Source organism: Pyxidicoccus fallax, assembly GCF_012933655.1.
In the GTDB taxonomy this organism is placed as follows: Bacteria; Myxococcota; Myxococcia; order Myxococcales; family Myxococcaceae; genus Myxococcus; species Myxococcus fallax.
Map to the genome: position 1 here is coordinate 1 of NZ_JABBJJ010000018.1, position 26,229 is coordinate 26,229.

The following is a 26,229-nucleotide window of genomic DNA, read 5'->3' on the forward strand; positions in this document are numbered from 1 at the left end:
CTTCGGCTGCGACAGATGTCTATAAGAGACAGACCCGGTACAACACCGCGCCCCCACCGAGCGCGAGCACGCTCATGAGGAGCGGAGGAGAGAATCCGTGCCAGAGCTTGAGGCTGTAGGGCGGAATCTGCCCGCTCACCACAGGCAGGGACGCGGCCTCGAGGATGGGCCCGATGGATGCCGCGGGCACGATGCCCACCACCAGGCACACGAGGACCAGCACCTCGACGGGCACGCGCATCCACTTGGGTGGCTCCTCCGGGACACGCGGGGTGTTCAGCGCGCTGGCGGGCCCGAAGAACACCTTCGCCGAGAACCGCAGCGAATAGGCCACGCTCCCCATGCCCGCCAGGGTCGCCGCGATGGGCAGGCCCCACTGGACGGCGGGGCTGGCGTTGTCGAGGAAGACGGTCTCCGCGAAGAACATCTCCTTCGACAGGAAGCCATTGAGCAGGGGGACTCCCGCCATCGCCGCGGTGGCGACGAGCGCGAGCGTGCCGGTGATGGGCATCAGGCGGAAGAGCCCCGACAGCCGCCGGATGTCCCGCGTCCCCGTCTCGTGGTCGATGATTCCCACCGCCATGAACAGCGACGCCTTGAAGGCCGCGTGGTTCATGAGGTGGAACACCGCCGCCACCGCCGCGAGCGGGCTGTTGAGCCCGAGCAGCAGCACCACCAGCCCGAGATGCGAGATGGTGGAGTAGGCGAGCAGCCCCTTCAGGTCGCGCTGGAACAGCGCCGCCCACGCGCCGAGCAGCAGCGTGACGAGACCCGCGGAGCCGGTGAGCCAGAACCAGAGCTCCGTCCCCGACAGCACCGGCCACAGCCGCGCCAGCAGGAACACGCCCAGCTTCACCATGGTCGCCGAGTGCAGATACGCCGACACCGGCGTCGGGGCCGCCATCGCGTTGGGGAGCCAGAAGTGGAAGGGGAACTGGGCGCTCTTGGTGAACGCGCCGACGAGGATGAGGCAGAGCGCCACCGGGTAGAGCGGGTGGGCCTTGATGGCTTGCGCGCGCCCGAGGACGGCGTCCAGCTCGTAGCTGCCGGCCACGTGGCCGAGCACCAGCAGCCCCGCGAGGAGGCACAGGCCACCCATGCCGGTGACCGTGAGCGCCATCCGGGCCCCGCGCTGTGCGTCCTTCCGCTGGTTCCAGTAGCCGATGAGCAGGAACGAGAAGAGGGACGTCAGCTCCCAGAAGAAGGCCAGCTGCAGCAGGTTTCCCGAGAGGACCACGCCCAGCATCGCCCCCATGAAGGCCAGCAGGAAGGCGAAGAACCTCGCCACGGGGTCCGACGGCGAGAGGTAGTACCGCGCATACAGCACCACCAGCGCGCCGATGCCCAGGACGAGCACGCAGAACGTCCAGGAGAAGCCGTCGAGCCGCAGCACCACGTCGAGCCCGAGCGAGGGGACCCACGCGAAGCGCTCGGTCCACACGCCTCCGCCCCGGACGGCCGGGAAGTGGAGCGCCACGCCCACCAGGCCCCCCAGCGCGGTGAGGCCCGCGAGCCACGCCGCGCGGTTCCGGGCACTCGTGGGCAGCAGTGCCGCGACGACACTGGAGACCCAGGGAATGACCAGGAGGACGAGGAGCGACATCAGGAGCCGGGAGTGTGGCGGGACGAGCGCCTGGCCGGGCTCCTCCCGTCATGGGAATCCGCCGGAGCGTCGGGCATTCATCGCTTGCAGGCCCGGCGCCGGCCTTTCAGTCCCAGACGAACAGCCACTTCACCGCTTTGCCCAGCCCATAGAACACCCAGCCCACGGGGCCGGGGCGCACGGGCCGCTGGAACTCCAGGCTCACCGTGGCCAGGGCCACCTGATTCTCCAGCGCCTCCAGCCGGGCCTTGAGGGACTCGTACTCCGCGGTGACGCGCTCCAGCTCCTTCTCCACGCGGAGGGTGTCCTCCACCGTGACGGCCCGCTGCAGCAGCTCCAGGTAGCGCTCCCGGACGCGCTCCAGGTTCGCCAGCCGCACCTTCAGGTCCAGGTGCGACTCCGTCACGTCATCCGCGCTCACCGTCTGCCGGGCCACCTTGCCCAGCCCGGGGACGGCGCCCAGGAACCCGTCCAGCCGCTCCGCCGGCACGCGCACCGTGGCGGACTCGGACGTGACGCGCTGCGCGTACCCACCGTGGGCCTTGGCCAGGGACACGGCCTGGGCGGGGCCCCGGTCCGGGTCCTCGCGCTCCACTTCCACCCGGGCGGTGCGGATGATGGACCGGTTCGTCTCGAGCGCCCCCGGAGCCTCCCCGGGGACGGACATCATCCCATCCGGGGAACGCATCAACGGCCGACTGCGGGAGCAAGCGGCCAGGACGAACAGCGAGACGAGCAGGAAGCAGCGCACGGAGGTCCTTTCGAAGGGAGGGCGGTGTGGGATGCCCTCCAGGACGCTCGCGCGAGGCCCGCGGTTCCGTACTTCGCACGCGGGCGGGGTGAATCAGGAACGACGGGGGAGGGGAGCCCCTCAGGAAGGCCGGGCCGTGGCCACGGGCCCGGGAGGTGCGCCGTCGCCCTCGTAGTAGATGCTGGCGCTGCCCTTCCCGTAGACGACGAGTACCCGATCACTCTGCTCCAGCAGGTCGGAAGCCTTCTCCGTGGCCTTGCGGACCAGGGTGTCCAACTCTCCCGAGCGCTGTTTGCTACCCGCCCGGACTGTCACGACTGGCATGCGGTGTCCCGCTCCTTGTGTCCCGCGGCGGGTGGCTCCGGTTGGGGGACCCGGCCCCGTGCCCATCCGCAGGTAACGGGCCGTGTCATAGCCAACGGAACACTTCGTTGACAAGCGCCCCGCACCATGGCGGGAAGGGACTCCCATGAACCGCAAGCTCCCTGTTTTGCTGGTTTTTGCGCTGGGTCTCTCCTCTGTCGCCAGCGCGCAGTCGACGCGTCCGCCCGAGCACCGCTCGCCCACACCGTTCTGGCTGCCCCGGGGCGTCTTCCTGGGCGCCTCGGCGCGCGAGGGGGTCATCACGCCCCGGCTGAAGGTGCAGTGGCAGTTCACCTTTCTTCAAGAGCGCAAGGACGCCTTCGCCCTGCTCCTGGAAGGGGGGCTCGGGTGGGCCGCCGCGTTCCCGGACCCGGACGTGACGAGGCCCTACACCCTCGTCGGCTCCTACTACGAGCACACCGCCCAGGTGGGCATCGGCTACCGCAACCACCTGCCGGACCAGCTCCACTGGGGCTTCCAGGTGACGGGCGGCCCCGTCTTCTACGGCGCCCACTTCGACGGGGGCACCCCGGCCGACCACCGCTCCGCCGGCATCATCGAGGGCCGCATCCACGTGGGCTACCAGTGGGGCGCCACGGCCGTGGGCGCCGCGGTGGGCTACGCTGAGCCCTTCGGCCTCAAGCGCCGCAGCCTCGGGCGCTACTTCGTGGGCGGCCCGATGTTCGGGTTGTTCATGGATTGGCGCTAGGCATCCGCGTAGAGTGCGCGCGGCCACCCCTGGTTCCGCACTCTCCGTATGCCCGAGCTGCTCAGCGCCCATGTCTCGCGGTTCCTGCGCAACCGCGGCGAGTTCGAGCGCGGCCTGCCGCCCGCGCTGCTCGTCTTCACGCCGTCTCCGCTCGCCGGGAATTTCCGGGAAGAAGCGGAGTACCGGCTGAAGACGGTGACGAACGCGGGGGCGCCCACGCTGGGGGTGAGCGAGGCGGTGGTGTTCCCCGTGGTGAAGTCCCGGACGAATGCCTTCGGCCGGGGCATCACCGTGGGGCGCACGGGCAACAACGACGTGGTGCTGGACGACGGCAGTGTGTCCCGCTTTCACGCGTGGTTCGCCTGGGTGGAGGGGGAGGAGGGCTTTTCGCTGACGGACGCCGGCTCCAAGAATGGCTCCTGGGTGGGCGGGGCGCGGCTTACCCCTCGCCGGGCGGTGGCGGTGGAGGATGGCGCCCGCCTGCGCTTCGGTCAGGTGGAGGTCGCCTTCTACACCGCGAGCAGCTTTCTCCGGATGCTGACCGTGAGGATGGCTCCCTGAGCCTTGCCACGTCTTCGGCGGCCTGCGTAACGTGCGGAGTCGCCCTCTGTCACACACGGGAGTGTTCGCGGTGCCCTTGACCACAGAAGCCTTCGGACTGACCGACGTTGGCCGCAAGCGGCAGCACAACGAAGACTCGATGCTGGTGGACATACCGCTCGGCCTCTATGTCGTCGCCGACGGCATGGGCGGCCACGCGGCGGGCGAGGTCGCCAGCGCCCGGGCCACGGAGGTCGTCAAGCAGCACATCTCCGCCAACCGGCATCTCTTGAAGGATTTGGGGAACAACCCCACGGCGGACAGCCGCTCGGCGGCGGCGGCCCTGGTGGAGGTGGCCGTCCAGCGCGCGTGCGCGGACATCTACCGCATGGCCATGCAGGATGCGTCCAAGCGCGGCATGGGGACGACGTTCGTCTGCCTCGCGGTGGGCGGCAACAAGGGCGTCATCGGCCACGTGGGCGACAGCCGCGTGTACCTCGTGCGCCACGGCCAGTGCCACCGCCTCACCGAGGACCACACGCTGGTGGCCGCGCAGCTCAAGGCCGGCACGATTACGAAGGAGCAGGCCGCCGCGTCGCAGTACCGCAACGTGATTACGCGCGCGGTGGGCATCCAGGAGTCCGTCCAGGTCGACACGCTCATCGTGGACCTGGTGCCGGGCGACATGTTCATCCTCTGCTCGGACGGCCTGCACGGCTACATCGAGGACGAGGAAATCCTCCCGCTGGTGTCGGGCATGGCGCCGGCGGACCTGCCCAAGCGGCTCATCGACATCGCCAACGAGCGCGGCGGCAAGGACAACATCACCGCGGTGGTGGTGAAGGTGGCCGGCGAGGGCGCCACCATCAGCGAGGAGACGAGCGAGGCGCAGTCGCGCATGGAGGCGCTGCGCAAGATTCCGCTCTTCCGTCACCTCACCTACAAGGAGCAGACGGCGGTGCTGTCCATCGCCACGACGCGCACGTACCCGGCGGGCCGGGAAATCGTCGTGGAGGGCCAGCCGGGCGAGGAGCTCTTCGTCGTCATCCGCGGCCGGGTGGCCATCGAGAAGAACGGGGTGGAGATCGCCGAGCTGCGCGCCGGTGGCCACTTCGGAGAGATGGGCCTCATCGACAACGCGCCGCGCTCCGCGACGGTGCGGGCCACCGAGCCCACGCGCACCATGGTCATCTCCCGTCCGGACCTGATGGGGCTGATGAAGCGCGAGTCCATCCTCGCGGTGAAGATGCTCTGGAGCTTCGTGCAGGTGCTGAGCGACCGGCTGCGCGCCACCAACTCGGAGCTGAGCGAGGCCCGTCAGGAGCTGGCCGTCGCGCAGGCCATCCAGCCCTTCGCCGAGGAGTGAGGACCGCCCCATGAGCCCGCGCCCGCCGAAGTCACCTCGCGCATCGTCCAGTCCTCGTCAGACCGCCCGGGTACGCTCGCGGCGGACTGTTTCTGGAGGGCGCATGGCGAGGGCGGTGGGCGGGGATGTCATCGTGCGGCTGCTGGGCGAGGTGGCGGAGCTGAGGGAGGAGCTGCGCGGGACGCAGGAGGACGTGAGGGGCCTGTCATCCGAGATGTCGGCCATGAAGGCCGACATCGGAGCCATGAAGGCCGGCATGGTCGTCATGAAGGCCAACATGGAGGCCATGATCGTCACCATGGACTCCGTGTTGGACACCATGGACTCGATGACGACCACCATGGAGTCCATGACGACGCGGCTGCGCACCACGGAAGAGCGCTTCCAGCGGATGGACGCCAGCGCGGGACGCATGGCGCGGCTGTTGGGCACCCTCAAGGGCAAGCACTAGCGCCACCGGCCCGGCCGGGGAGCGTCCGGGACACGACTGGCCCGGAATTTCCATGGGGAATCGTCCGTTCCCGGCCCGGCCGCGGGCTAATGTCCGCGGTTCGTGCGCATGCGCAACTGGCTCATCATAGGGATGGTGGCGGCCCTGCTGGTGGCCGGAGCGGCCTGGCTCTGGCCGGGCTCGGCTTCTCGGACGCCGGCCGCCCCGACCGGGAAGCCCGCGGCCACGTCGCTGCCGGCGTTCTCCGCCGTGGAGGTGTCGTCCGGGACGAATGAGGGCCTCACCCTCACCGGACGGGTGCTGGACTCCGCGGGACGCCCGGTGGCGAACGCCGAGGTGTTCCTCGCCTCCAGCGCGGAGAAGACGCTCGCGGACGTGCGCTGCGACGAGTGCGGCCAGGCGCTGCTGTCCTGCCAGGCGCGCGAGACGGCGCTGCAGACGCTGGCCTACTTCGAGCACCAGCACGGCTTCCTCACCCCGCGCGCCACCGCGAGCACGGACGCGCAGGGAAACTTCCGCTTCGAGCACCTGGCGGGCGTCTCCTTCTCCATCTGGGCGAAGGCGCCCGGCCTGGGCGTGGCGCTGCGCGAGCGGGCCGCGCCCGGGGACCCGGTGGAGCTGTACCTGCCGCCGCTGCGCACCATCGGCGGGCAGGTGGTGGACGACGCCGGCCAGCCGCTCAAGGGCGCGCGCGTGCATGCCGTCTCGCGCCGCGTGCCGCTGCCCTTCGAGGCGGTGGCGGGCCCCGACGGCGTCTTCTCGCTGGAGGGCCTGGGCGAGGGCCCCTTCTACGTGGTGGCCACGGCGGAGGGCTACCTGCCCTCGGTGGAGGCCCAGGTGGAGGCGGGCCCGCAGCCGGTGCGCCTGAAGCTGACGCCCGCGCGCACGCTGGAGGTCCGCGTCACCCGCAACGGCGCTCCCGCGGCGGCCACGGTGCGGCTGCGCGCCGACCACCTGTCTCGCGAGCAGCGCACGGAAGGCGAGCCGCTGCGCTTCACCGGCCTGTACCCGGACGAGCTGGTGGTGACGGCGGAGGCGCCCGGGCTGGGCGCCGCGCCGCGCACGCTGACGCTGGACGCGCGCGTCACCCAGGTGACGCTGGAGCTGGAGGTGGCGGGCAAGCTGCTCGTCACGGTGGTGGACGAGGCGGGAGAGCCGGTGCCCAACCCGGAGCTGCTGCTGCGCACCACCGCGGGCGACCTCATCACCCGCGTGCGCGGGGCCACCGGCGCCATGGTGGAGCTGGGCCCGCTGGCCGCCGGCGACTACGTGCTGCACGGCCAGGCGGAGGGCTTCCGCGAAGCACAGCTCCCGGCGCGCATCGTGGCGGGCGAGACGACACTGGAGCTGGAGATGGAGCGTGCCACGCTCATCACCGGCCAGGTGCTGGACGAGTACGGCCGGCCCGCGCCGCGCGTGTCCGTGCTGGTGCAGCCCACGGGCGAGACGGTGCTGGCGGACGAGGACGGGCGCTTCGCGGCGCCGGTGCCCACGCCGGGCCTGTACGAGCTGCACGCGCACCACTCGGAGTGGGGTGGCGGGCAGGTGAAGGTGACGGCGCCGGCCAGCGGGGTGCAGCTGTCCCTGGAGCCCCGCGCCGCGCTGGAGGTGACGGTGTCGTCCGCCGGCCGCCGCGTGGAGGGCGCGGACGTGGTGCTGTGGGTGGAGCAGGAAGGCATCTTCCGGAGCGACCGCACGTCGGGCTCGGACGGTGTGGTGCCCATGCGCGGCATGCCCGCGGGCACGTACTGGATGGTGGCGTCGCACCCGGACTACCTGCCGTCGGACCGCAAGCAGGTGACGCTGGAGGACGGACAGACGCTGAAGCTGGAGGCGGAGCTGAAGCCCGGCGCGCCGCTGAGCGGCGAGGTGGTGGACGGGCAGGGCGCTCCGGTGGCCGGGGCCACGCTGGTGGTGGTGCCGCGCGGCGCGGAGCCGGTGCAGAGCGACGCGCGCGGCCACTTCGAGTTCCGCTCGCTGCGGCCGGACCGGGGCTACCGCCTGGAGGCGAAGCACCCGGGCTATGACCAGGTGGAGCGCGCCGAGGGCAAGGCGGGTGGGCCTCCGGTGCGGGTGGTGCTCAAGCGCCGCGACGTCTTCCGAGGCCGCGTCGTGGGAAGCGACGGCGCGCCGGTGCGCCGCTACCGCATGGACGAGCACGAGGTGGACAGCTCGGATGGCCGCTTCGAGTTGCCGCTGGCCACGGCGGGCGACCGCATCATCGCGGCGGTGGATGCGCCGGGCTACGAGCCGATGATGGTGGACCGCCCGGCGTCGCCGGACCTGGGAGACCTGGTGCTGGAGAAATTGCCCACCGTCTCGGGCCTCGTGCGGGACGAGGGCGGCGCGCCGGTGCCGGACTCGGTGGTGACGTGCGACGTGTGCGACGAGTCCGTGCTCACGGGCCCGGACGGCCGCTTCACGCTGGCCAATCCGCCCTATGTGCCGCGCTTCACGGTGTCCGCGCGCAAGGGCCGGCTGAGCGGGACGCAGTCGCTGGAGCGCGGCTCGCGCGGCCCGGTGGAGCTCGTCCTCCGGCAGGCCACGCGGCTGAGCGGCAAGGTGTACAAGGCGGACGGGAGCCCCGCGGCGGGTGTCTCGGTGGAGGCGGTGAACGGGGACCGCAGCGAGACGCTCACCCTCGTCACCGGGCCGGACGGCGGCTACAGCATCGAGGTGGCGCCGGGCAGCTACCGCTTCATGCTGGGGCCCAACGGCGAGTTCTCCGGGGAGGCGGGGCTGGTGGTGCAGGTGGGCGGCACCGACATGCGCTTGGATTTGGGGCCCGCGCCGGGCACCTCGTCGCTCACCGTGCAGCTCAAGCCCGAGCGCGGCAAGGCGCTGTGGGTGGTGGCGGGCGAGGTGGGGGCCGTGGGCAACCCGCCGGCCACGTCGCTGATGCGCTCGCGCTGGGCGCAGCTCATCTACCAGCCGCGCGGTGAGCAGGTGATCCTCCACGGGCTGCCGCCGGGCCGCTACACGCTGGTGTGGGGCCACTTCCACGTGGAGACGCCGGGCGGGCCCGAGGTCCGCATGGTGGACGTCCCCTCCCAGGCGGAGGTGGCTCTGGGGCGCTGAGGCGACCACACCGCCGAGCGTCCCGGGTTGCGAGCCCGCGGCCGTGCGCATTAGGAAGCCGCATGGACGTGACGGCACTGAAGGGCCGCAGGGTGGTGGTGGGTGTGGGCGGCGGCATCGCGGCGTACAAGGCATGCGAGCTGGTGCGCGAGCTGGGACGGGCCGGGGCCGAGGTGCGCGTGGCCATGACGGAGTCCGCGCGGCAGTTCGTCACCCCGCTGACCTTCCAGGCGCTCAGCGGGCACCCGGTGCTCACCGACTACTTCGACCCGGCGCAGGAGGGGAACTTCGGCCACCTGGACCTGGCGCGGTGGGGCGAGGCCTTCGTGGTGGCGCCCGCCACGGCGGACCTGCTGGCGCGCATCCGCGCGGGCCTGGCGAATGACGCGGTGACGACGTCGCTGCTCGCCTTCAAGGGGCCGGTGGTGCTGGCCCCGGCGATGAACGTGGCCATGTGGGACAACCCGCTGACGCAGGAGAACGTGGCGGCACTGCTGAAGCACCCGCGCTTCTCGCAGGTGGGTCCCGGCGCGGGGCTGCTGGCCTGTGGTGACGTGGGCGAGGGGCGGCTCGCGGACGTGCCGGCCATCGTCGCGGCGGTGGCGGCGCGCTTCGGAGCGGGGCCGCTGGCGGGCCGGAAGGTGCTGCTGACGGCGGGCCCCACGCGCGAGTTCCTGGACCCGGTGCGGTTCATCTCCAACCCCTCGACGGGGAAGATGGGACTGGCGCTCGCGCAGGCGGCGCGGAGCCTGGGTGCGGAGGTGACGGTGGTGCTCGGCCCGGTGGGCGCCGTGGTGCGCGACGGGCTGACGGTGGTGGACGTGGTGAGCGCGGACGACATGGCGCGCGAGGTGCTGGCGCGCGTGGAGTCCGTGGACGCCTTCATCGCCACCGCCGCGGTGAGCGACTGGCGGCCGGAGACGCGCGCGCCGCAGAAGGTGAAGAAGGGTTCATCTCCCGGCCAGGAGTCGCTGCGGCTGGTGCGCACGCCGGACGTGCTGGCGGAGGCCTCGCGCAAGGTGGCCGGCAACGCGAAGCGGCCCGTGCTGGTGGGCTTCGCGGCGGAGACGGAGAAGGTGCTGGAGCACGCGCGCGAGAAGCTGGAGCGCAAGGGCCTGGACGCCATCGTCGCCAACGACGTGACGGCCCCCGGCGCGGGCTTCGGCACGGACACCAACCGGGTGACGGTGCTGACGCGCACCGGCGTCCAGCGCGAGCTGAACGGCAGCAAGAACGAGGTGGCCCGCGCCATCCTCGAGCTGCTGCTGGTGCGCCGCCCGTAGGTGGCGGGTATCCCCAGGGCGCGCGGCACGGCATCGCGATTCAGGAATTCGGGGCGTGCGCCCCTCGGGCCATTCCGTTCCCACTGTGAGCGGCCCGCACGTGCGGGGGAGAGCGACTCCGGGAGTGACGCGGGGCTCGGCCCTGCGGTAAGCGTACTGACAGGGCCGCCGTCCGCTTCCTTGCGCCGGCCCGCTTCCTCCGCTACCGATCCATCACCGTGAGCGACGACCTACCCGATTCCTCGCAGGAACTGAGCGCCGTGCTGGACGACATGCGCCGCCACCTGCTCTGGCAGGAGGAGGCCGCCGGCCGTGTGCTGATGATTGACGCGAAGGCCGCGTCGGAGCTGCAGCGCACCGCGCCCTCGCTGCGCTCCCTGCTGACCCGCGCCAACGGAACGCCGGAGCCCGCCGCACGGCCCGCGCCCATCGCGGCCCGGGCCACGAGCGCCGCCCCCCTGGCCCGGCCGCTCCCGGGTGCCGAGGGGGCAGGGGCTCCTCCGGCCCCCGTGTCCACCGGCCGCAATGGAGTGGCGTCCCCGGCGATGAACCCTCCGGGTCGAGCCGTGGCGGCTGCACCTTCCACGTCCCATACCTCCACCGAGGCGCCGATGCGCCCGGTGCCGACAGGGCCCACCGTCTCTCCGCTGTCCGCGAAGGGACCGGCGACACGGTCTCCCGCCACGGGTGGGGCGGGTGTGCTCCTCGACGTGCCGCGGGAGGCCCCCGGCGACAAGGGACCGCTGCCCGGAATGGGCGAGGGCGACCGGCCGACGCTGGACGAAATCCGCCGCGAGCTGGGCGACTGCAAGCGCTGCAAGCTGTGCGGCACGCGCAAGAACATCGTGTTCGGCTCGGGCAACCCGCGCGCGGAGCTGGTCTTCGTGGGCGAGGGCCCGGGCGAGAACGAGGACCTGCAGGGCGTCCCCTTCGTCGGCGCGGCCGGTGAGCTGCTGACGAAGATGATTGAGGCGATGGACTTCCGCCGCGACGAGGTCTACATCTGCAACGTGGTGAAGTGCCGGCCGCCGGGCAACCGCAACCCGGAGCCGGACGAAATCGCCGCGTGCGAGCCCTTCCTGCGCGCGCAGCTCGCGGCCATCCGCCCGAAGGTGGTGGTGGCGCTGGGCAAGTTCGCGGCGCAGACGCTGCTGCGCGACAGCACGCCCATCACCCGCCTGCGCGGCAACTGGCGCACCTACGAGGGCATCCAGCTCATGCCCACCTTCCACCCGGCGTACCTGCTGCGCAGCCCGGCGGAGAAGCGCAAGGCGTGGGAGGACCTGCAGGCGGTGATGAAGGTTCTCGGAAAGCAACCCGGCTCACGCGCCTAGCGCGGCCACTCTGAGGGGGAGGCACGGATGAAGGGAGTGCTGGAAACGCGCGAGCTGCAGTCACCCGCGCTGGAGTCCAATCCGCTGGGAGACCCGGCCCGGCGCCGGCTCACCGTGTACCTGCCGCCGGGCTACGGCGAGGGAGACCGGCGCTTCCCGGTCGTCTACTTCCTGCACGCCTTCGGCAACAGCGGCGGCACGTGGACGAACGCCTCGGGCTTCGCCCCCACCGTCCCCGAGCGCATGGACGCGCTCATCGAGTCCGGAGCGATTCCGCCCGCCATCGGCGTGTTCCCGGACGGGTGGACGTCGCTGGGCGGCAGCCAGTGGGTGAACAGCGACGCCATCGGCCGCTACCGCGACTACCTGGCCAAGGACGTGGTGGGCTTCGTGGACCGCACGTACCGCACGCTGCCGAAGGCGGCCTCGCGCGCGGTGGTGGGCCACAGCTCCGGTGGCTACGGCGCGCTGGTGATGGGCCGCTACCACCCGGAGGTGTTCTCGCACCTGGGCGCGCACGCGGCGGACTCGTATTTCGAGTACTGCTACCTGCCGGACCTGCCCAAGGCGGCGGCCTCGCTGCTCAAGGCGGGCGGGGTGGAGCCCTGGCACGCGGAGTTCCGCAAGCGCGTGCGCGAGACGAAGATGCGCGGCGACGACTTCCCGGTGGTGAACACGCTGGCGATGGCGGCGGCGTACTCTCCGAAGAAGGGCGAGCCGCTCAACGTGGAGCTGCCCTTCGACGCGCAGACGGGCCGCATCAAGCTGGACGTGTGGAACCGCTGGCTGGTGCACGACCCGGTGCGCTTCGTGCCCAAGTTCCTGGACGCGTTCCGCAAGCTGAAGACGGTGTTCCTCGACTGCGGCACCCGCGACGAGTTCAACATCCGCTGGGGCACGCGCATGCTCGCCGAGGACCTCAAGGGCGCTGGCGTGGAGCTGGTGCACGAGGAGTTCGAGGACGGGCACTCCGGCGTGTCGTACCGCTTCGAGCGCTCGCTGTCGGTGCTGGTGCCGAAGCTGGCCCGCGAGTAGCGCGCGGGCTCAGCACCCGTGCGACGGGTAGTTCACGGGCCACAAGAGCAGCGTGTCCTGCCCGTCCACCAGCCGCACCCAGCCTCGCCGCCGGTACTGGTCTTCCTTCTCGTCGAAGACCAGGACCTCCGCGAAGTCGCCCACGCGCCTGCCGAGGATGACGGAGTCGTCGTGCAGGTCCAGGTCCGTGGGGCTCGCCGAGTCCTCCGGCGCCTCGCGGACGACCAGCGGCGGCTGGCCCTCGCGGCGGAGCTTGAAGAACTCGACGCCCTTGTCCTCGAAGGCCTCCAGCGGGCGGAGGCTCTCAATCGTCACCCACACCGCCGTGGGGCTGTTGTCGCCCCCTTCACGGAGCCAGGCCTTCCGGCCGCTCCGGAGGTCGAGCATGACGTGGGCGTACTGGACGGAGACGCCGTGCTCGGCGACGCGCTCGTGCGCGAAGGCGGGGTAGCAGTCCTCCTGCCAGCCGCCGGGGTCGCTCCAGCGGCTCACCGGAACGGTCCTCGCGCGCGGGACGGGGCTGGCGGGCTGGAAGCCGATGCCGCGGCGCTCGAACAGGGGTACCTCGGGCTCGGAGCCCTCGGGGAAGGTGGCGCAGACCACGTGGGTGACGCCGCGCAGGTGGGCGTCGGGAATCTCGTCCCGGCGCGCGAGCACTTCCTGCGCGGACGCGGACGTGGGCAGCGCGAGCAGCGTCACGGCGAGGGCGCTCGTGAGCGGCAGCAGGGCTCGGAAGTCGGGGTGGGTTGCCATGCCCATTCCCTTTGCACCTCGCGGGCCAGCGCGGGCCGCCTGGAGATTCCCTCGGAAGCTCGCGGCGTTGGCGGGAGGGGAGGGTCTGCGCGTGGCTGGCGGGCCACACGGTGTGGCTGACACGCCTGTCAGGAACAGAACGAAGCGGATGGGGTGACGTGGTGCTGGCCATCCCCCGGGGGGAGCGGGTAGAGGCAGCAGGGTCGCTGAGAACTTCAGGGAGACGGGAACATGGGCATCGACCTCTACGGGCTGTCCCGCGTCGTGGGAGAGCGTGGCGTGCTGCCGCAGCGCGCTCGGAAGCTGGACCCCTCGCTGCCGTGCCGCGAGGCGGAAATGCTCATCGACGTGGAGAGCCTCAACATCGACGCGGCGTCCTTCAAGCAGATCAAGGGCGAGGTGGGCGGAGACCCGGCCCGCATTGGCGCGCGCATCCAGGAAATCGTCCGCGAGCGCGGGAAGATGCAGAACCCGGTGACGGGCTCGGGCGGCATGTTGATTGGCCGCGTGAAGGAGCTGGGCTCCCAGCACCCGGCGCGCGAGCTGCTCAAGGTGGGCGACCGCATCGCCACGCTGGTGAGCCTCACGCTGACGCCGCTGGTGATTGAGGAGGTGAAGGCGGTGCACGTGGACATCGACCGCGTGGACATCCGCGGGCACGCGCTGCTGTTCGCCAGCGGCATCTACGCGAAGCTGCCCTCGGACATGCCGGACACGCTGGCGCTGGCGGCGCTGGACGTGTGCGGCGCGCCCGCGCTGGTGGCGCGCCACGTGCGGCCGGGCATGACGGTGGCGGTGCTGGGCGCCGGGAAGAGCGGGGCGCTGTGCCTCGCGCAGGCGCGGCGCAACCTGGAGAGCCGGGGCAAGCTCATCGCGCTGGACGTGTCGCAGGGCGCGCTGGACATGCTGTCGTCCATCGGCCTGTGCGACGTGGCGCTGAAGGTGGACGCCACGCAGGGCGTGGACGTGATGGAGGCGGTGAGCCGGGCGACGGACGGCCAGCTCTGCGACCTGGTGGTCAACTGCGCCAGCGTGGGCAACACGGAGATGGCGACCATCCTGTCCGTGAAGGATGGGGGCACGGCCATCTTCTTCTCCATGGCCACCAGCTTCACCGCGGCGGCGCTGGGCGCGGAGGGCGTGGGCAAGGACGTCACCATGGTGGTGGGCAACGGCTACGTGCCCGGCCACGCCGCGCTGACGCTGGACCTGCTGCGCACCGAGCCGGAGCTGCTCCAGCTCTTCGCCACCCGCTACGTCTGAGGGAGCCAACCGAGATGACCGAGCCACTCTTCAAGCGCGTGGACACCGTCTTCATCCCGGTCCGCGACCTGAAGGACGCCATCGGCTGGTACACGTGGGCGCTGGGCTTCACGCTGCGCTGGCAGTCGGGCAACTACGCGGCCCTCAACGCGGGGGAGACCGCCGTCACGCTGCACCAGCCCGAGGGGGAGCACCGGCCCTTCGGCGACCACGCGCCGCTCAACTTCTACGCGAGCGACATCGAGGCGGCGCACCGCAAGCTGAAGGAGGCGGGCGCCACCGTGGAGAGCATCCAGACGATGCCGGGCATCCGCTTCTTCGACTTCAAGGACCCGGACGGGAACCGGCTCGGCGTCTGCTGGTTCCCGGAGAAGTAGGGGCGGACTACCGCGCGGAGGCCGAGGTCTCCGCGGGCGCGGGAGCAGGGGCGACGGGCGCGCTCGGGTCCTGCGTCGCCGCCCAGTCCTGGGCACTGCGGCCGCTCGCGTCGCGCACCTCGGGCGAGGCGCCCTTCTGCCGCAGCTGCTCCACCACCTCCTTGCGGCCGAACAGCGAGGCGAACATCAGCGCCGTCTGGCCGAAGCGGTTGGTCTGGTCCACGGCGCAGGGCTGCTGGTTCAGCATCCCGACGATGTCCGCGTAGCCCTTGAAGGCCGCGCCCATCAGCGCGGTGTTGCCCCGGTTGTCGCCCGCGCAGGCATCCGCGCCCGCGGCGAGCAGCGCGCGCACCGTCTCCGTGTGGCCGTGGTACGCGGCCAGGATGAGGGGCGAGAAGCCCCGCGAGTCGCGCGCCTCCACGGGCGTGCCGGCCTTGATGAGCCCGGTGACGACCTCCGTGTCACCGGCACGGGCGGCGGCGAGCAGGTAGCGCTCCGCCTCGCTCGTGGCCAGCAGCCGGCCCTGGGGCGCGGGCTCCGCGCGCAGCGACATCCACGCGGCGGTGAGCAGCGCGCCCACCAGCACCAGCAGACCGAGCGAACCAAGAAGCAGCTTGCGAATCATGACGTCCTCCGAAGGGCAGTGGGGGGTCAACCACTCCGGTCGAGAGAGAGCCGGGATGAGCGGCGGGGGAAGACGGCGGGTTTCACCCCGACCCTCTCTCGATGAGAGCGGCGGTGCAGCGGGGCCCCGGCACACGGCGCCGGGGCCCGGTACAGCGGGAGACTTCAGCGCGAGGCCAGCGGGGCCACGGCGGCCTTGGCGTCATCCACCTTCACGCCCACGGCCTTGGCCAGCTTGGTGCCGTACTCGGGGTTGGCCATGTAGAAGTGGCCGACCATGCGCGCCTTGACGCGGGCGTCACGCACCTGGCCCAGGTCCGCGGCCAGGTTCTTCACCAGCCGCTCGCGCGCGGCGGGGTCGAGCGCGAGGTAGAAGGCGCCCGCCTGCGAGAAGTTGTCCGTCTTGTCGATGGCGCGCTGCTGCGTGGTGCCGCTCAGCGGCGCGTTGGACAGCAGGAAGGCCGCGTTGTCCTGCGTCTCACGGGTGACGCTCGGCTCGTAGTTCACTTCCGCCTTCGTGTTGCCGGAGTTCATGGCGCCGTCCTGGCTGTTGTTGTTCACCGGGGCCTTGGCGCGGTTGATGGGCAGCTGCAGGTAGTTGGTGCCGATGCGGTAGCGCTGCGTGTCCGCATACGAGAAGAGGCGGCCCTGCAGCAGCCGGTCCTCGGACGGCTCGATGCCCGGCGGCATCACGCCCGGAGAGAAGGCCGACTGCTCGGTCTCCTCGAAGAAGTTGTCAGGCATCTTGTTGAGCGTGAACTTGCCCAGCTTGATGGACGGAACCTTGTCCTCCGGCCACACCTTCGTCGCGTCCAGCGGGTCGAACGAGAACTTGTCCAGGTCCTTCGGGTCCAGAATCTGCGCCGTCAGCTCCCACGAGGGGAACTTGCCCGCGCCGATGGTGGTGTACAGGTCCGTGGTGGCGTACTGGTAGTCCTGGGCGATGGTGCGCGCGACCTCCTCGGGGGTGTTGAGGGTCTTCACGCCCTGCTGCGAGAACCAGTTGAACTTGACGTACTTGTACTCGCCCTTCGCGTTGACGAACTTGAACGCGTGCACGCCGTGCCCGTTCATCTGGCGGTAGTTCGCCGGGATGCCCAGGTCCGAGTACACCTGCGTGAGCATGTGCGTCGACTCGGGCTGGTGCGAGAAGAAGTCGAAGAAGCGGTTCGGGTCCTGCTTGTTGGTGATGGGCGACGGCTTCAGCGAGTGCACCATGTCCGGGAACTTGATGGCGTCCCGGATGAAGAACACCGGCAGGTCATTGCCCACCAGGTCCCAGTTGCCCTCGTCCGTGTAGAACTTGAGCGCGAAGCCACGAGGGTCCCGCACCGTCTCCGGCGAGCCGGCCTGCGGAATCACGGTGGAGAAGCGCACGAACATCGGCGTCTTCTTGCCCTTGGCGGAGAAGACGGACGCGCGGGTCAGGTTGGCGAAGTCGCCATAGCTCTCGAAGACGCCATGGGCGCCGGTGCCGCGCGCGTGCACGACGCGCTCGGGGATGCGCTCCCGGTCGAACCGGGCCAGCTTCTCGATGAGGTGGAAGTCCTCCAGCAGCACGCCGCCGCGGGGGCCCGCCGTCTTGGAGCTCTGGTTGTTGCCCACCGGAGCACCGGAGTCGGTGGTGAGGGGGGGCGGGGTGTTGGCCAGGACCGGGCTGGCGAAGAGCGCTGCCGTCAGGAACAGGGAGCGTGGATTCACGGGTGTCTTCCTCGTCTGCGGGGGTGAGACGCCGCGCTCCAAAGCACGCCCCGTGCCGCACGGATGACCTCTGTAATATCCAGTGTTTACAAAGAGAGGCCTCCGCACTGCACCGAAAGGTCGGTGCAGATACCGTCCTTTCGGTGATTAACAACACCGTCCGGCCGGTGCGAAGTGCCTCAAAACCGATAATGCGGTGCGCCAACGCCCCGCGGGGCTTCTTGAGGCCTTCCGGTGGGCGGTTTGGCGGGTAAGGTGCGTCCATGCCAGGCCCGTTCATCGAAGACGCGCAGATTGAGCACGCGCGCAAGCTGGCGGAGGAGATCGTCAATCCGATCTTCGACCTCATCCGCCGTAACACCACTGTTTCCACCGAGCGCACCGTGTTGCGCTTCTTCGGCATCTCCGGAGCCGGGGCACGGGGGGTTCCGCTCGCCAACCTCATGGTCGACAAGCTCAAGGCCGCCGGGGTGCTCAACAAGGGCGCCGCCTATTGGTACGGCCGCGCGCTCCAGTTGGGTGCCCGCAGCCCGCTGGAGGCCGTGGAGCGGCTGACCGCTCTGCCCACCGACAAGCTGGGCCCCCTGTCGCCCGAGCAGGAGCACACCCTGCGCGAGGAGGTGCGTGCCGAGGCCCGCGCCGCCATGGATGACCTGAAGGCCCGCATCGCCCAGCGCAACGCGCTGCGCGAGCAGTTCCCCATGTCGCCCGCGCCGCACAAGTACGTCATCGTCGCCACCGGCAACATCTACGACGACGTGGACCAGGCGCGCGCCGCGGCCCAGGCCGGCGCGGACGTCATCGCCGTCATCCGCTCCACCGCCCAGTCGCTCCTGGACTACGTGCCCCACGGCGCCACCACCGAGGGCTACGGCGGCACCTACGCCACCCAGGAGAACTTCCGCATCATGCGCGAGGCCCTGGACGACGAGAGCCGCAAGCTCAAGCGCTACATCCAGCTCACCAACTACTCGTCCGGCCTCTGCATGTCGGAAATCGCGTTCTGCGCGGCCTACGAGAAGCTGGACATGCTGCTCAACGACGCGATGTACGGAATCCTCTTCCGTGACATCAACATGCGGCGCACCTTCATCGACCAGTACTTCAGCCGCCGCATCTGCGCCCTGGCCGGCATCATCATCAACACCGGCGAGGACAACTACATCACCACCGCGGACGCGTACGACGCGGCCCACACCGTCATCGCCAGCCAGTTCATCAACGAGTGCTTCGCCAAGCGCGCGGGCCTCAAGGACTGGCAGCTGGGCATCGGCCACTCGTACGAAATCGACCCGTACCGGGACGACACGCTGCTGCTGGAGCTGTCGCAGGCCATGCTGGTGCGCCGCTGCTTCCCGGACGCGCCGCTGAAGTACATGCCGCCCACCAAGCACAAGGAGACGGACATCTTCTTCAGCCACGCGTACGACGTGATGGCGGACCTGGTGGCCATCTGGACGCGGCAGGGCATCCAGCTCTTGGGCATGATGACGGAGGCCATGCACACGCCGCTCTTGGCGGACCGGTACGTGGCGCTCAAGTCCGCGTCGTACATCCACCGCGCCGCGCGCGGCATCGACGAGGAGTTCACCGTCCGCGAGGACGGGAAGATCGCCAACCGCGCCCGCGAGGTGTTCGGCAAGGCGATGCAGCTGCTGCAGGAGTGCCGCGACGAGGGCATGGTGGCCGCCATCGGCAAGGGGCACTTCGGCGACGTGAAGCGCTCGGAGACTGGCGGCAAGGGCCTGGATGGCGTGCTGGAGAAGGCGCCCGACTACTTCAACCCGTTCCTGGAATTGCTGGAGGCAGCATGATGCTCGGGACTGTTCTCGCCGTGGTGGTGGCCGCCGGTGGCTCGGCGGATGCGCTGGCGTCGTTCCAGGTGAAGAACGTGTCGCTCCAGGTGCCCGCCGCGTGGGCGCGCAGCATGGAGGACGGGACGAACAAGTTCACAGCGCCCAGCGGTGACGCCTACTTCCTGGTGGACGTGGGCGCGGTGCAGACGGCCGGCATGAAGGGCGATACCTGCGTGGACAAGATTGTCGCCTCCATTGGCGGCGCGGGCTGGGAGCGCCTCAAGGTGGGCGGCCAGCCGGCGGCGAAGCGGCTGGACTCGGACAACGCGCCCAATGGCGGCGCGGTGGACACGGTGACGTACGTGGGGTGCGACGGGCGGACGACGTGGTCGGTCGTCTTCTACCTGGAGCAGGGCAAGAAGGAGCGGTTCGCGCCGCTGGCCCAGAAGGTGGGCACCAGCGTGAAGCTGCAGCGGGCCGGGGGGAAATGAGCCGATGGTGAAGCCGAGCAAGCAGATCATCCGCCCCTATGGCGACCGGCGCGACGACGGCGTGGTGCAGCTGTCGTTCACCCTGCCGGTGCCGCTGTCGGAGAAGGCCAAGGAGGCCGCCGCCGTCTTCACGAAGAAGATGGGCTTCACGGACGTGAAGGTGGCCGCCGCCGAGCGCGCCGCGGACAACTACACCTTCTTCGTCATCTACGCCCGCTCGGGCATGTACCTGGACTACGCCGAAATCGACGTGCCCGAGGTCATCGTCAAGAAGATGTCCTTCGACGACCTCAACGCCTTCATCAAGGAGAAGGTGGGCCGCCGCATCGTCGTGTTCGGCGCGTGCACGGGCACGGACACGCACACGGTGGGCATCGACGCCATCCTCAACATGAAGGGCTACGCGGGCGACTACGGCCTGGAGCGCTACCCCTGGTTCGAGGCGTTCAACCTGGGCAGCCAGGTGCCCAACGAGGAGCTCATCAAGAAGGCCCTGGCGAAGAACGCCGACGCCATCCTGGTGAGCCAGGTCGTCACCCAGCGCGACGTGCACAAGGACAACTCGCGGCAGTTCATCGAGGTGGCCAAGGCCGCGGGCATCCACGGCAAGGTGCAATTGCTGCTGGGCGGGCCGCGCGTGGACCACAAGCTGGCGCTGGAGCTGGGCTTCGACGCCGGCTTCGGCCCGGGCACCAAGCCGTCGGACGTCGCCAACTACATCGTCCACGCGCTCCTGAAGAAGCAGGGCAAGGAGCCGCAGGACATGCACTACCAGGGAGAGCCCAAGTGAGCACGGGGACCAAGGCCATCATCCGCCTGCGCATGAGCAGCCACGACGCGCACTACGGCGGCAACCTGGTGGACGGCGCGCGCATGCTGGGCCTCTTCGGCGACGTGGCCACCGAGCTGTGCATCCGCAGCGACGGCGACGAGGGGCTGTTCCGCGCCTACGACTCGGTGGAGTTCCTCGCGCCCGTGTACGCCGGGGACTTCATCGAGGCGGAAGGGGAAATCGTCAGCGCGGGCAACACGTCGCGGAAGATGCGCTTCGAGGCGCGCAAGGTCATCCGGCCGCGCCCGGACGTGAACGATTCGGCGGCGGACCTGTTGCAGGAGCCGGTGGTGGTGTGCCGTGCTTCCGGGACCTGCGTGGTGCCGAAGGACAAGCAGCGAGGTCAGCGATGAGCACTCCCATGGTCATCACCGCGGCGATGGTGGGCGCGGAGACGACGCGCGAGCAGAATCCGAATCTGCCCATCACCCCGGAGGAAATCGCCGAGGACGCGGCGCGCTGCCGCGAGGCCGGCGCGGCCATGGTGCACCTGCACGTGCGCACGCCGGAGGGCAAGCCGTCCCAGGACGCGGAGCTGTTCCGCGCCGCCATCCGCGCCATCCGCCAGCGCACGGACGTGCTCATCCAGACGTCCACGGGTGGCGCGGTGGGGATGAGCGTGGACGAGCGCTGCGGCCCGCTGACGCTCACCGGCGCGGACCGGCCGGACATGGCCACGCTCACCACCGGCACCGTCAACTTCGGCGAGGACGTCTTCTGGAATCCCCGCTCGCTGGTGCGCGACATCGCCAAGCGCATCCGCGCGCTCGGCCTCCGGCCGGAGCTGGAGTGCTTCGACGTGGGCATGATTGACGAGGCCCGCTACCTCGCGAAGGAAGGGCTGGTGGACCTGCCGGCGCACTTCGACTTCGTGCTCGGGGTGCCGGGGGCGCTGCAGCCCCGGCCGGAGGTGCTGGACTTCATGATTGCCTCGCTGCCGGAGGGCTCCACCTGGACGGTGGCGGGCGTGGGCCGGCACCAGCTGCCGCTGGTGGACGAGGCGGCGAAGCGGGGCGGCAACGCGCGCGTGGGCCTGGAGGACAACATCTACGTGTCCAAGGGCGTGCTCGCGAAGGGCAACTGGGAGCTGGTCGCCGAGGCCGCCAGGCGCGCCCGGGCCAACGGCCGAGAGCTGGCCACCCCGGAGCAGGCCCGGAAGCTCTTGCGCCTGGGCTGAGCGACAAGCACTTCACCCGGACCCGGGCCCGTTTCGCGAGGCCCGGGTCCACAATCACGAACGTTGTCAGGAAACGCGGTCCTGCTCCGTCAGGGGCCTCCGGACACGCCACGGGTGTGCCCGGACTCCGGCGCGACGCGGACCTGGAAGGGACGACCGAAATGGAGACGGAGCTGAAGGGCCGGGGCGTGCTCGTCACGGGCGGAGCGGGTGGCATCGGCACGGCGCTGACGCGCGCCTTCGCGGAGGAGGGTGCGAAGGTCGCGGTGCACTACCACTCCAACGCGAAGGGCGCGGAGACGCTGGCGCGCGAGGTGGGCGGCGCGGCGGTGCGGGCGGACCTCACGGTGGAGGCGGACGTGGACGCGCTGGTGCCCTCTGCGGTGTCGGCGCTGGGGCGGCTGGACGTGCTGGTGTGCAACGCGGGCGTGTGGCCGCCGCCCGACGAGCCGGTGTGGCAGATGTCGCTGGCGCGCTGGCGCCGCACGCTGGCGGAGAACCTGGACAGCGTCTTCCTCTGCTGCCGCGCCTTCCTGCGCCACGTGGCCACCACTGGCACGGGCAACATCGTCATCATCAGCTCCACGGCGGGGCTGTTCGGCGAGGCGGGGCACTCGGACTACGCGGCCGCGAAGGGCGCGCTGGCGAGCGGCTTCGTCAAGAGCCTGAAGAACGAGCTGGTCCGCATCGCCCCTCTGGGCCGCGTCAACGTGGTGTGCCCCGGGTGGACGTCCGTGCCCCGGCACGGCGACAAGCTGAACGACCCGAGCTTCGTGAAGCGGGTGACGCGCACCATGCCGCTGCGCAAGGTGGGCATGCCCGAGGATGTGGCGCGCGTCGTGGTGACGCTCGCGTCGGACCGCATCTCCAGCCACGTGACGGGTGAGGTCATCACCGTGGCTGGAGGCATGGAAGGAAGAGTGCTGCATGACAGCTGACGTGGACGTCCGTAGGTACAACCGCGACGCGTGGGACCGGCAGGTGACGAAGGGCGACCGCTGGACGATACCGGTGGGCCCGGAGGTCATCGCCGACGCACGGCGCGGTGAGTGGAGCGTGGTGCTCACCCCCAACAAGCCGGTGCCGCGCGAGTGGTTCGGGAACGTGGCCGGCAAGGACGTGCTGTGCCTCGCGGGCGCGGGCGGACAGCAGGCGCCGGTGCTGGCGGCGGCGGGGGCGCGGGTGACGGTGCTGGACAACTCGCCGGCGCAGCTCGGGCAGGACCGGATGGTGGCCGAGCGCGAGGGCCTGGAGCTGCGGCTGGTGGAGGGCGACATGCGCGACCTGTCCGCCTTCGCGGACGGCAGCTTCGACCTCGTCTTCCACCCGTGCTCCAACAGCTTCGTGGACACCATCCGCCCGGTGTGGCGCGAGGCGTACCGCGTGCTGCGCCCGGGTGGCGTGCTGCTGGCCGGCTTCAGCAACCCGGTCATCTTCCTGTTCGACCCGGACCTGCAGAACCAGGGAGTGATGCAGCTGAAGTACAAGATGCCGTACTCGGACTTCACCAGCCTCACGGACGCGGAGCGGGCCCGGTACAAGGACGAGCCCCTGTGCGTCGCGCACTCGCTGGAGGACCAGCTCGGCGGTCAGACGGACGCGGGCTTCGCGATAACGGGCCTCTTCGAGGACAAGCACGTGCCGGGAGACCTGCTGTCCGACTACTTCCCCGGCTTCATCGCCACGCGCGCCGTGAAGCTCGCGTCGCGATAGCACGTGGGGCAGGGGAGCGGGCTCCATCGCCAGGGCCCGCTCCGTGCCCAGGCGCCGGATTTAACCTTCCGCCGCGCCCGGGGTTCTTCAGGGCAGAGGCGACGACGGGACACACCGTCCCGGCGTCCTCATATCCCCAGGAGAATCCCATCATGCGTCTGACGTCCGCGCTGCGGTCCGCTGTCGTTGCGTCGTTGCTGCTCGCCACCCCGGTGCTGGCCGCGGAGACCGCGCCGGCCCCCGCGCCCGGCGCCGAGCAGGGCCGGCACCACCGCGGGCATCGCAAGTTCGAGAGGAAGTTCGAGCGGATGGAGCGCCGGCTCGACCGGGCCGTGTCCGAGGGACGCCTCACCCAGGCCGAGGCCGACCAGTTCAAGGCCGAGGGCCTGAAGCTGCGCGAGGAGCTGAAGGCGCAGCGCGAGGCGGCGGGCGGTCAGCTCACCGACGCGCAGCGAGAGGCGATGCGCGAGCGCATGCGCGCCTTCCGCGAGAAGGTGAAGAGCGCCCTCAAGGCGAAGGACGCGCAGCAGCAGAAGCTGTAGTGCCCAGGCGCTCCGTCCACGTGAAGTACGCGCCGCGCGGGTCCACGAACGGGTCGCGGAACAGCGCCTGCACCTCGGGACGGGCCACGCGGCCCTCGTCGAAGGCCTGGTACAGCTTGTCGCCCAGCAGGTAGCCCAGGGCGTGGCTGACGCCGTGGAAGAGCCGGTCCTTGCGCAGGGGCAGCAGCTTCACGGCCTCCTCGGGCCCTTGCGTCTCCGCGGCCTTGTGCGCCAGCACGAAGGCGGCGATCTGCCGCTCCACGCCCCGGCTCTCGCCGAAGCGCCGGGCCCACTCGGCCAGCCCGGGGCACGTGCGGCGCGGGTTCACCAGCTTCGAGCCGAAGAAGCCGAGCGCCTCTTCCAGGCAGCGCGCGTAGAAGGCCTCGGACGCGCGGCGCGGCGCCTCCATGGCGTCGCCCACCGCGCAGTGCCGCACGAAGTGCGCGGCCTCCTCCGCGGCGTGGTTCAGCGACATGGACGCGAGGTAGGCCGTGCGCGCGCGGGGGATGTAGCCGCTCTCGCGCGAGAGGATGTGCCGGCGCAGCTGCGTCAGCTCCGAGTGCGTGAAGCGCCCGCGCCGCTGGATGCGCGCCAGCACGTCACCGTCCGCCACCGTGGCCACCTCGACGGAGTCCAGCGCGCGCCCCACCGGCACGCCGGCCAGCCGGCCGATGAGCTCCGACATCTCGCGGAAGCGCTCCGCGGCGCTCCGGTCCACGAGCGGCGCGTCTCCGGCCTCCGCCTCCAGGTAGTCCAGGAAGCTCTGCTGGCACACGACGGGGGAGGCGTTGAGCAGGCACAGCGAGCCGTCCGCCAATTCCACCGCCTCGGCCGCGCCCACGCGGCCCTCGCGCGCCAGCCGCCACCAGACGCCCTCGGCGTTCTGGTACACCACGAGGCCCCGCCGCGCGTCCTCGCCCAGCGCCCGCTCCACCTGCGCGGGCAGGTGGCACGGCGCCACGTGGTACTGGCCCACCAGCACCATGACGAGCGGACGGTCCTCCGCGCGCGCGGTGCGGGCGATGCGCTCGGCCGCGTAGGCGTCACGCAGCGCCAGCGAGCGCTCACCCTGGGCGCGCCGGTCGATGCCCACCACCTCCAGCCGGTGCCGCCGGGCGAAGGAGAGCAGGGCGCGCGCGCCCGTCCCGGAGCCGAAGCCCGACACGCCCGAGGACAGCCCCAGCCGCGACAGCAGCGAGCGCTCCGGCAGCCGTCCCGCGCGCCACGCGTCCACGGCGGCCTGGTGACGGCCCTCCACGCACTCGAGCGCCATCACCACGCGGCGGCCCGAGGCGAGCGCGCGCTCCACCAGCGCGAGGTACGTCTCCTGCGCGAGCGGCAGCGTGTGGTAGTCGCCCACGTACACCACGTCCGCGGCCTGCACCTGCTGGTGCACGGCCGCCGGCGTCACGATGCGCCGATAGCTGGCGGTGCGGCGCCGATAGCGGCCTTCGTAGGCACGGAAGGCTTCGGTCTGTCCGTCCACCACTCGGGCGATCTGCGCCCTCTGGCGGCGGAACAGTGCGAGGTGCAAGGCCAGCGAGTCGCGCATGGGGTGCGGCGATCCCTCGCACGGCATGGAGGACCCGGCAAAAAAACGACGCCCGGAAGCGCCCGCGCGTCAAGGTGCACGGTGAAGTCCTTCCGCGCGTCCTCGAAGCGGAAGGCGCGGACACCGCCTGCAAGGGACACCGAGCGTCACTCGACTGGAGGCGGGCGTCCAAACGCGTGCCCTCGGCGAGAAGCGGGAGGAAAGGCCCCGGCCCCCTCGCGGCCCTCGGGGAGGGGCAGCGAGTCACGCTCGGGAACATGCACCGCACCCGCGCGGCCCTCCGGCGGATGAGCGCCGGGGGCCGGGCGCGGGCCCGGAAACTGCGACTACTTGGGCTCGTCCGAGGACGGAGCCGCCGCGGCAGCCACCAGGGGCTGCGCGGACGACGACGGGGCCGCCGACGAAGCCACGGGGGCCGGCGCCGGACGGGGCGGAGGGCTCAGCACGTCATTCACGGAAGGCATCTTCCGGATGTCGCCGCGAGCCACCTTCCACGCCTGCTGGACGATCCACGAGAGCGAGCGGTCCTGCCGCGTGGCTTCCCGCTGGATCTCCTCCAGCATGTCCTCGGGGAAGTAGAGACTTTGCTTGCGATGGTCGGTCGTGGCCATGCGCTCGCTACTCCTCCCGAGGATCCTGGCGCTCGTCGCCAGTCACGTCGTTGACAGCGGGGAACGACTTGATGCGCTCACGGGCGATCTTCCACGCCTGCTGCACGACCCACGACAGCGAGCGGTCCTGCCGCGTCGCCTCCTCCTGGATCTCCTTCAGCATCTCCTCGGGGAAGTACAGCGACTGCTTGCGCTTGTCAGTGCCTGCCATACCTGGGTCTCCGGGGCGGATTCGAGGTGACGACCTGAACACACCGGGGTCGTTATCCGACAGACTCCCAAGT

At 70.8% G+C, this 26,229-nt stretch carries 27 protein-coding genes; 18 read left to right on the forward strand and 9 right to left on the reverse strand.

The features are described from left to right. Positions 1-19 precede the first annotated feature (19 nt). From HG543_RS05825 to HG543_RS05835, 3 genes are all read right to left on the reverse strand, one after another. A complete protein-coding gene (locus HG543_RS05825) occupies positions 20-1,603 on the reverse strand; it encodes a proton-conducting transporter transmembrane domain-containing protein (RefSeq protein WP_246356794.1) in 1,584 nt (527 codons plus the stop codon). Positions 1,604-1,709: 106 nt separating this feature from the next. After that, a complete protein-coding gene (locus HG543_RS05830; RefSeq protein WP_169343677.1) occupies positions 1,710-2,273 on the reverse strand; it encodes a DUF4349 domain-containing protein in 564 nt (187 codons plus the stop codon). Between the two features lie 201 nt (positions 2,274-2,474). Continuing rightward, positions 2,475-2,678, reverse strand: a complete 204-nt coding sequence (locus HG543_RS05835; protein ID WP_169343678.1) for a hypothetical protein — start codon at positions 2,676-2,678, stop codon at positions 2,475-2,477. Positions 2,679-2,823: 145 nt separating this feature from the next. Between HG543_RS05835 and HG543_RS05840 the strand changes: the two genes are divergently transcribed. The 8 genes from HG543_RS05840 to HG543_RS05875 all read left to right on the forward strand — a co-directional run bounded on the left by HG543_RS05840 (position 2,824) and on the right by HG543_RS05875 (position 12,513). Further along, the gene (locus HG543_RS05840) at positions 2,824-3,426 is read left to right on the forward strand and encodes a hypothetical protein (protein ID WP_169343679.1); all 603 of its coding nucleotides are present in this window, start codon (positions 2,824-2,826) and stop codon (positions 3,424-3,426) included. Positions 3,427-3,474: 48 nt separating this feature from the next. Next, positions 3,475-3,987 (forward strand): FHA domain-containing protein, encoded by a 513-nt coding sequence (locus HG543_RS05845; protein ID WP_169343680.1) that lies wholly within the window; start codon positions 3,475-3,477, stop codon positions 3,985-3,987. A gap of 61 nt (positions 3,988-4,048) precedes the next feature. Beyond that, positions 4,049-5,332, forward strand: coding sequence for a Stp1/IreP family PP2C-type Ser/Thr phosphatase (locus tag HG543_RS05850; RefSeq protein WP_169343731.1), 1,284 nt, complete (start codon positions 4,049-4,051; stop codon positions 5,330-5,332). Between the two features lie 103 nt (positions 5,333-5,435). Then, positions 5,436-5,783 carry a hypothetical protein gene (locus HG543_RS05855; protein WP_169343681.1) on the forward strand — a complete coding sequence of 116 codons (348 nt, stop codon included), beginning with the start codon at positions 5,436-5,438 and terminating at the stop codon, positions 5,781-5,783. A gap of 108 nt (positions 5,784-5,891) precedes the next feature. Further along, complete coding sequence (locus tag HG543_RS05860; RefSeq protein WP_169343682.1) at positions 5,892-8,861, forward strand: carboxypeptidase-like regulatory domain-containing protein; 2,970 nt, start codon at positions 5,892-5,894, stop codon at positions 8,859-8,861. A gap of 62 nt (positions 8,862-8,923) precedes the next feature. After that, the gene (gene coaBC, locus HG543_RS05865) at positions 8,924-10,144 is read left to right on the forward strand and encodes a bifunctional phosphopantothenoylcysteine decarboxylase/phosphopantothenate--cysteine ligase CoaBC (RefSeq protein ID WP_169343683.1); all 1,221 of its coding nucleotides are present in this window, start codon (positions 8,924-8,926) and stop codon (positions 10,142-10,144) included. Between the two features lie 218 nt (positions 10,145-10,362). Beyond that, positions 10,363-11,478, forward strand: a complete 1,116-nt coding sequence (locus HG543_RS55030) for a uracil-DNA glycosylase family protein (protein WP_171817876.1) — start codon at positions 10,363-10,365, stop codon at positions 11,476-11,478. 27 nt (positions 11,479-11,505) lie between these two features. Then, on the forward strand, positions 11,506-12,513 hold the full coding sequence (locus tag HG543_RS05875; protein WP_169343684.1) for an alpha/beta hydrolase: 1,008 nt from the start codon (positions 11,506-11,508) through the stop codon (positions 12,511-12,513). 9 nt (positions 12,514-12,522) lie between these two features. Here HG543_RS05875 and HG543_RS05880 read toward each other — a convergent pair whose 3' ends face one another. Further along, the gene (locus tag HG543_RS05880; protein ID WP_169343685.1) at positions 12,523-13,266 is read right to left on the reverse strand and encodes a hypothetical protein; all 744 of its coding nucleotides are present in this window, start codon (positions 13,264-13,266) and stop codon (positions 12,523-12,525) included. Between the two features lie 231 nt (positions 13,267-13,497). Here HG543_RS05880 and kdd point away from each other — a divergent pair, with 231 nt between their 5' ends. After that, the gene (gene kdd, locus HG543_RS05885) at positions 13,498-14,529 is read left to right on the forward strand and encodes an L-erythro-3,5-diaminohexanoate dehydrogenase (protein WP_169343686.1); all 1,032 of its coding nucleotides are present in this window, start codon (positions 13,498-13,500) and stop codon (positions 14,527-14,529) included. A gap of 14 nt (positions 14,530-14,543) precedes the next feature. Continuing rightward, on the forward strand, positions 14,544-14,906 hold the full coding sequence (locus HG543_RS05890; RefSeq protein ID WP_169343687.1) for a VOC family protein: 363 nt from the start codon (positions 14,544-14,546) through the stop codon (positions 14,904-14,906). Between the two features lie 7 nt (positions 14,907-14,913). On the opposite strand, the gene HG543_RS05895 is transcribed toward HG543_RS05890, so the two are convergent. Together HG543_RS05895 and HG543_RS05900 are read right to left on the reverse strand one after the other, a co-directional pair. Further along, positions 14,914-15,531 carry an ankyrin repeat domain-containing protein gene (locus HG543_RS05895; protein WP_169343688.1) on the reverse strand — a complete coding sequence of 206 codons (618 nt, stop codon included), beginning with the start codon at positions 15,529-15,531 and terminating at the stop codon, positions 14,914-14,916. A gap of 164 nt (positions 15,532-15,695) precedes the next feature. After that, on the reverse strand, positions 15,696-17,231 hold the full coding sequence (locus HG543_RS05900) for a catalase (RefSeq protein WP_169343689.1): 1,536 nt from the start codon (positions 17,229-17,231) through the stop codon (positions 15,696-15,698). A 263-nt stretch (positions 17,232-17,494) separates the two neighbouring features. Here HG543_RS05900 and kamD point away from each other — a divergent pair, with 263 nt between their 5' ends. The 8 genes from kamD (at position 17,495) to HG543_RS05940 (ending at position 23,782) form a co-directional block, all read left to right on the forward strand. Next, a complete protein-coding gene (gene kamD, locus HG543_RS05905) occupies positions 17,495-19,045 on the forward strand; it encodes a lysine 5,6-aminomutase subunit alpha (RefSeq protein WP_169343690.1) in 1,551 nt (516 codons plus the stop codon). Beyond that, positions 19,042-19,518 carry a hypothetical protein gene (locus HG543_RS05910; protein ID WP_169343691.1) on the forward strand — a complete coding sequence of 159 codons (477 nt, stop codon included), beginning with the start codon at positions 19,042-19,044 and terminating at the stop codon, positions 19,516-19,518. The genes kamD and HG543_RS05910 overlap by 4 nt, the downstream gene beginning before the upstream one ends. A gap of 4 nt (positions 19,519-19,522) precedes the next feature. Further along, positions 19,523-20,308, forward strand: a complete 786-nt coding sequence (gene kamE, locus HG543_RS05915) for a lysine 5,6-aminomutase subunit beta (RefSeq protein WP_169343692.1) — start codon at positions 19,523-19,525, stop codon at positions 20,306-20,308. Beyond that, the gene (kal, locus tag HG543_RS05920) at positions 20,305-20,703 is read left to right on the forward strand and encodes a 3-aminobutyryl-CoA ammonia lyase (protein WP_253979786.1); all 399 of its coding nucleotides are present in this window, start codon (positions 20,305-20,307) and stop codon (positions 20,701-20,703) included. The genes kamE and kal overlap by 4 nt, the downstream gene beginning before the upstream one ends. Next, positions 20,700-21,527 (forward strand): 3-keto-5-aminohexanoate cleavage enzyme, encoded by an 828-nt coding sequence (kce, locus tag HG543_RS05925; RefSeq protein WP_169343693.1) that lies wholly within the window; start codon positions 20,700-20,702, stop codon positions 21,525-21,527. The genes kal and kce overlap by 4 nt, the downstream gene beginning before the upstream one ends. 161 nt (positions 21,528-21,688) lie before the next feature. Next, positions 21,689-22,465: an SDR family NAD(P)-dependent oxidoreductase gene (locus HG543_RS05930; protein ID WP_169343694.1), complete on the forward strand. Its 777-nt coding sequence runs from the start codon at positions 21,689-21,691 to the stop codon at positions 22,463-22,465. Beyond that, entirely contained in the window at positions 22,455-23,240 is a 786-nt protein-coding gene (locus HG543_RS05935) for a class I SAM-dependent methyltransferase (protein ID WP_169343695.1), read from the forward strand. Before HG543_RS05930 ends, HG543_RS05935 begins: the two co-directional genes overlap by 11 nt. Before the next feature lie 152 nt (positions 23,241-23,392). Further along, positions 23,393-23,782: a hypothetical protein gene (locus HG543_RS05940; protein WP_169343696.1), complete on the forward strand. Its 390-nt coding sequence runs from the start codon at positions 23,393-23,395 to the stop codon at positions 23,780-23,782. Here HG543_RS05940 and HG543_RS05945 read toward each other — a convergent pair. From HG543_RS05945 to HG543_RS05955, 3 genes are all read right to left on the reverse strand, one after another. Then, a complete protein-coding gene (locus HG543_RS05945; RefSeq protein WP_171817875.1) occupies positions 23,748-25,334 on the reverse strand; it encodes a ChaN family lipoprotein in 1,587 nt (528 codons plus the stop codon). The two genes, HG543_RS05940 and HG543_RS05945, sit on opposite strands and share 35 nt — an antisense overlap. A gap of 326 nt (positions 25,335-25,660) precedes the next feature. Continuing rightward, positions 25,661-25,945 carry a TIGR04563 family protein gene (locus HG543_RS05950; protein WP_169343698.1) on the reverse strand — a complete coding sequence of 95 codons (285 nt, stop codon included), beginning with the start codon at positions 25,943-25,945 and terminating at the stop codon, positions 25,661-25,663. Positions 25,946-25,952: 7 nt separating this feature from the next. Next, entirely contained in the window at positions 25,953-26,156 is a 204-nt protein-coding gene (locus tag HG543_RS05955) for a TIGR04563 family protein (RefSeq protein ID WP_002638649.1), read from the reverse strand. Between the last annotated feature and the right edge of the window lie 73 nt (positions 26,157-26,229).

Bases quoted from the DNA above. Each gene is read 5' to 3' on its own strand.
- HG543_RS05825 (WP_246356794.1), bottom strand. From the start codon at position 1,603: ATGTCGCTCCTCGTCCTCCTGGTCATTCCCTGGGTCTCCAGTGTCGTC.
- HG543_RS05830 (WP_169343677.1), bottom strand. From the start codon at position 2,273: ATGATGTCCGTCCCCGGGGAGGCTCCGGGGGCGCTCGAGACGAACCGG.
- HG543_RS05835 (WP_169343678.1), bottom strand. From the start codon at position 2,678: ATGCCAGTCGTGACAGTCCGGGCGGGTAGCAAACAGCGCTCGGGAGAG.
- HG543_RS05840 (WP_169343679.1), top strand. From the start codon at position 2,824: ATGAACCGCAAGCTCCCTGTTTTGCTGGTTTTTGCGCTGGGTCTCTCC.
- HG543_RS05845 (WP_169343680.1), top strand. From the start codon at position 3,475: ATGCCCGAGCTGCTCAGCGCCCATGTCTCGCGGTTCCTGCGCAACCGC.
- HG543_RS05855 (WP_169343681.1), top strand. From the start codon at position 5,436: ATGGCGAGGGCGGTGGGCGGGGATGTCATCGTGCGGCTGCTGGGCGAG.
- HG543_RS05860 (WP_169343682.1), top strand. From the start codon at position 5,892: ATGCGCAACTGGCTCATCATAGGGATGGTGGCGGCCCTGCTGGTGGCC.
- coaBC (WP_169343683.1), top strand. From the start codon at position 8,924: ATGGACGTGACGGCACTGAAGGGCCGCAGGGTGGTGGTGGGTGTGGGC.
- HG543_RS05875 (WP_169343684.1), top strand. From the start codon at position 11,506: ATGAAGGGAGTGCTGGAAACGCGCGAGCTGCAGTCACCCGCGCTGGAG.
- HG543_RS05880 (WP_169343685.1), bottom strand. From the start codon at position 13,266: ATGGCAACCCACCCCGACTTCCGAGCCCTGCTGCCGCTCACGAGCGCC.
- kdd (WP_169343686.1), top strand. From the start codon at position 13,498: ATGGGCATCGACCTCTACGGGCTGTCCCGCGTCGTGGGAGAGCGTGGC.
- HG543_RS05890 (WP_169343687.1), top strand. From the start codon at position 14,544: ATGACCGAGCCACTCTTCAAGCGCGTGGACACCGTCTTCATCCCGGTC.
- HG543_RS05895 (WP_169343688.1), bottom strand. From the start codon at position 15,531: ATGATTCGCAAGCTGCTTCTTGGTTCGCTCGGTCTGCTGGTGCTGGTG.
- kamD (WP_169343690.1), top strand. From the start codon at position 17,495: ATGCCAGGCCCGTTCATCGAAGACGCGCAGATTGAGCACGCGCGCAAG.
- HG543_RS05910 (WP_169343691.1), top strand. From the start codon at position 19,042: ATGATGCTCGGGACTGTTCTCGCCGTGGTGGTGGCCGCCGGTGGCTCG.
- kamE (WP_169343692.1), top strand. From the start codon at position 19,523: ATGGTGAAGCCGAGCAAGCAGATCATCCGCCCCTATGGCGACCGGCGC.
- kce (WP_169343693.1), top strand. From the start codon at position 20,700: ATGAGCACTCCCATGGTCATCACCGCGGCGATGGTGGGCGCGGAGACG.
- HG543_RS05930 (WP_169343694.1), top strand. From the start codon at position 21,689: ATGGAGACGGAGCTGAAGGGCCGGGGCGTGCTCGTCACGGGCGGAGCG.
- HG543_RS05935 (WP_169343695.1), top strand. From the start codon at position 22,455: ATGACAGCTGACGTGGACGTCCGTAGGTACAACCGCGACGCGTGGGAC.
- HG543_RS05940 (WP_169343696.1), top strand. From the start codon at position 23,393: ATGCGTCTGACGTCCGCGCTGCGGTCCGCTGTCGTTGCGTCGTTGCTG.
- HG543_RS05945 (WP_171817875.1), bottom strand. From the start codon at position 25,334: ATGCGCGACTCGCTGGCCTTGCACCTCGCACTGTTCCGCCGCCAGAGG.
- HG543_RS05950 (WP_169343698.1), bottom strand. From the start codon at position 25,945: ATGGCCACGACCGACCATCGCAAGCAAAGTCTCTACTTCCCCGAGGAC.
- HG543_RS05955 (WP_002638649.1), bottom strand. From the start codon at position 26,156: ATGGCAGGCACTGACAAGCGCAAGCAGTCGCTGTACTTCCCCGAGGAG.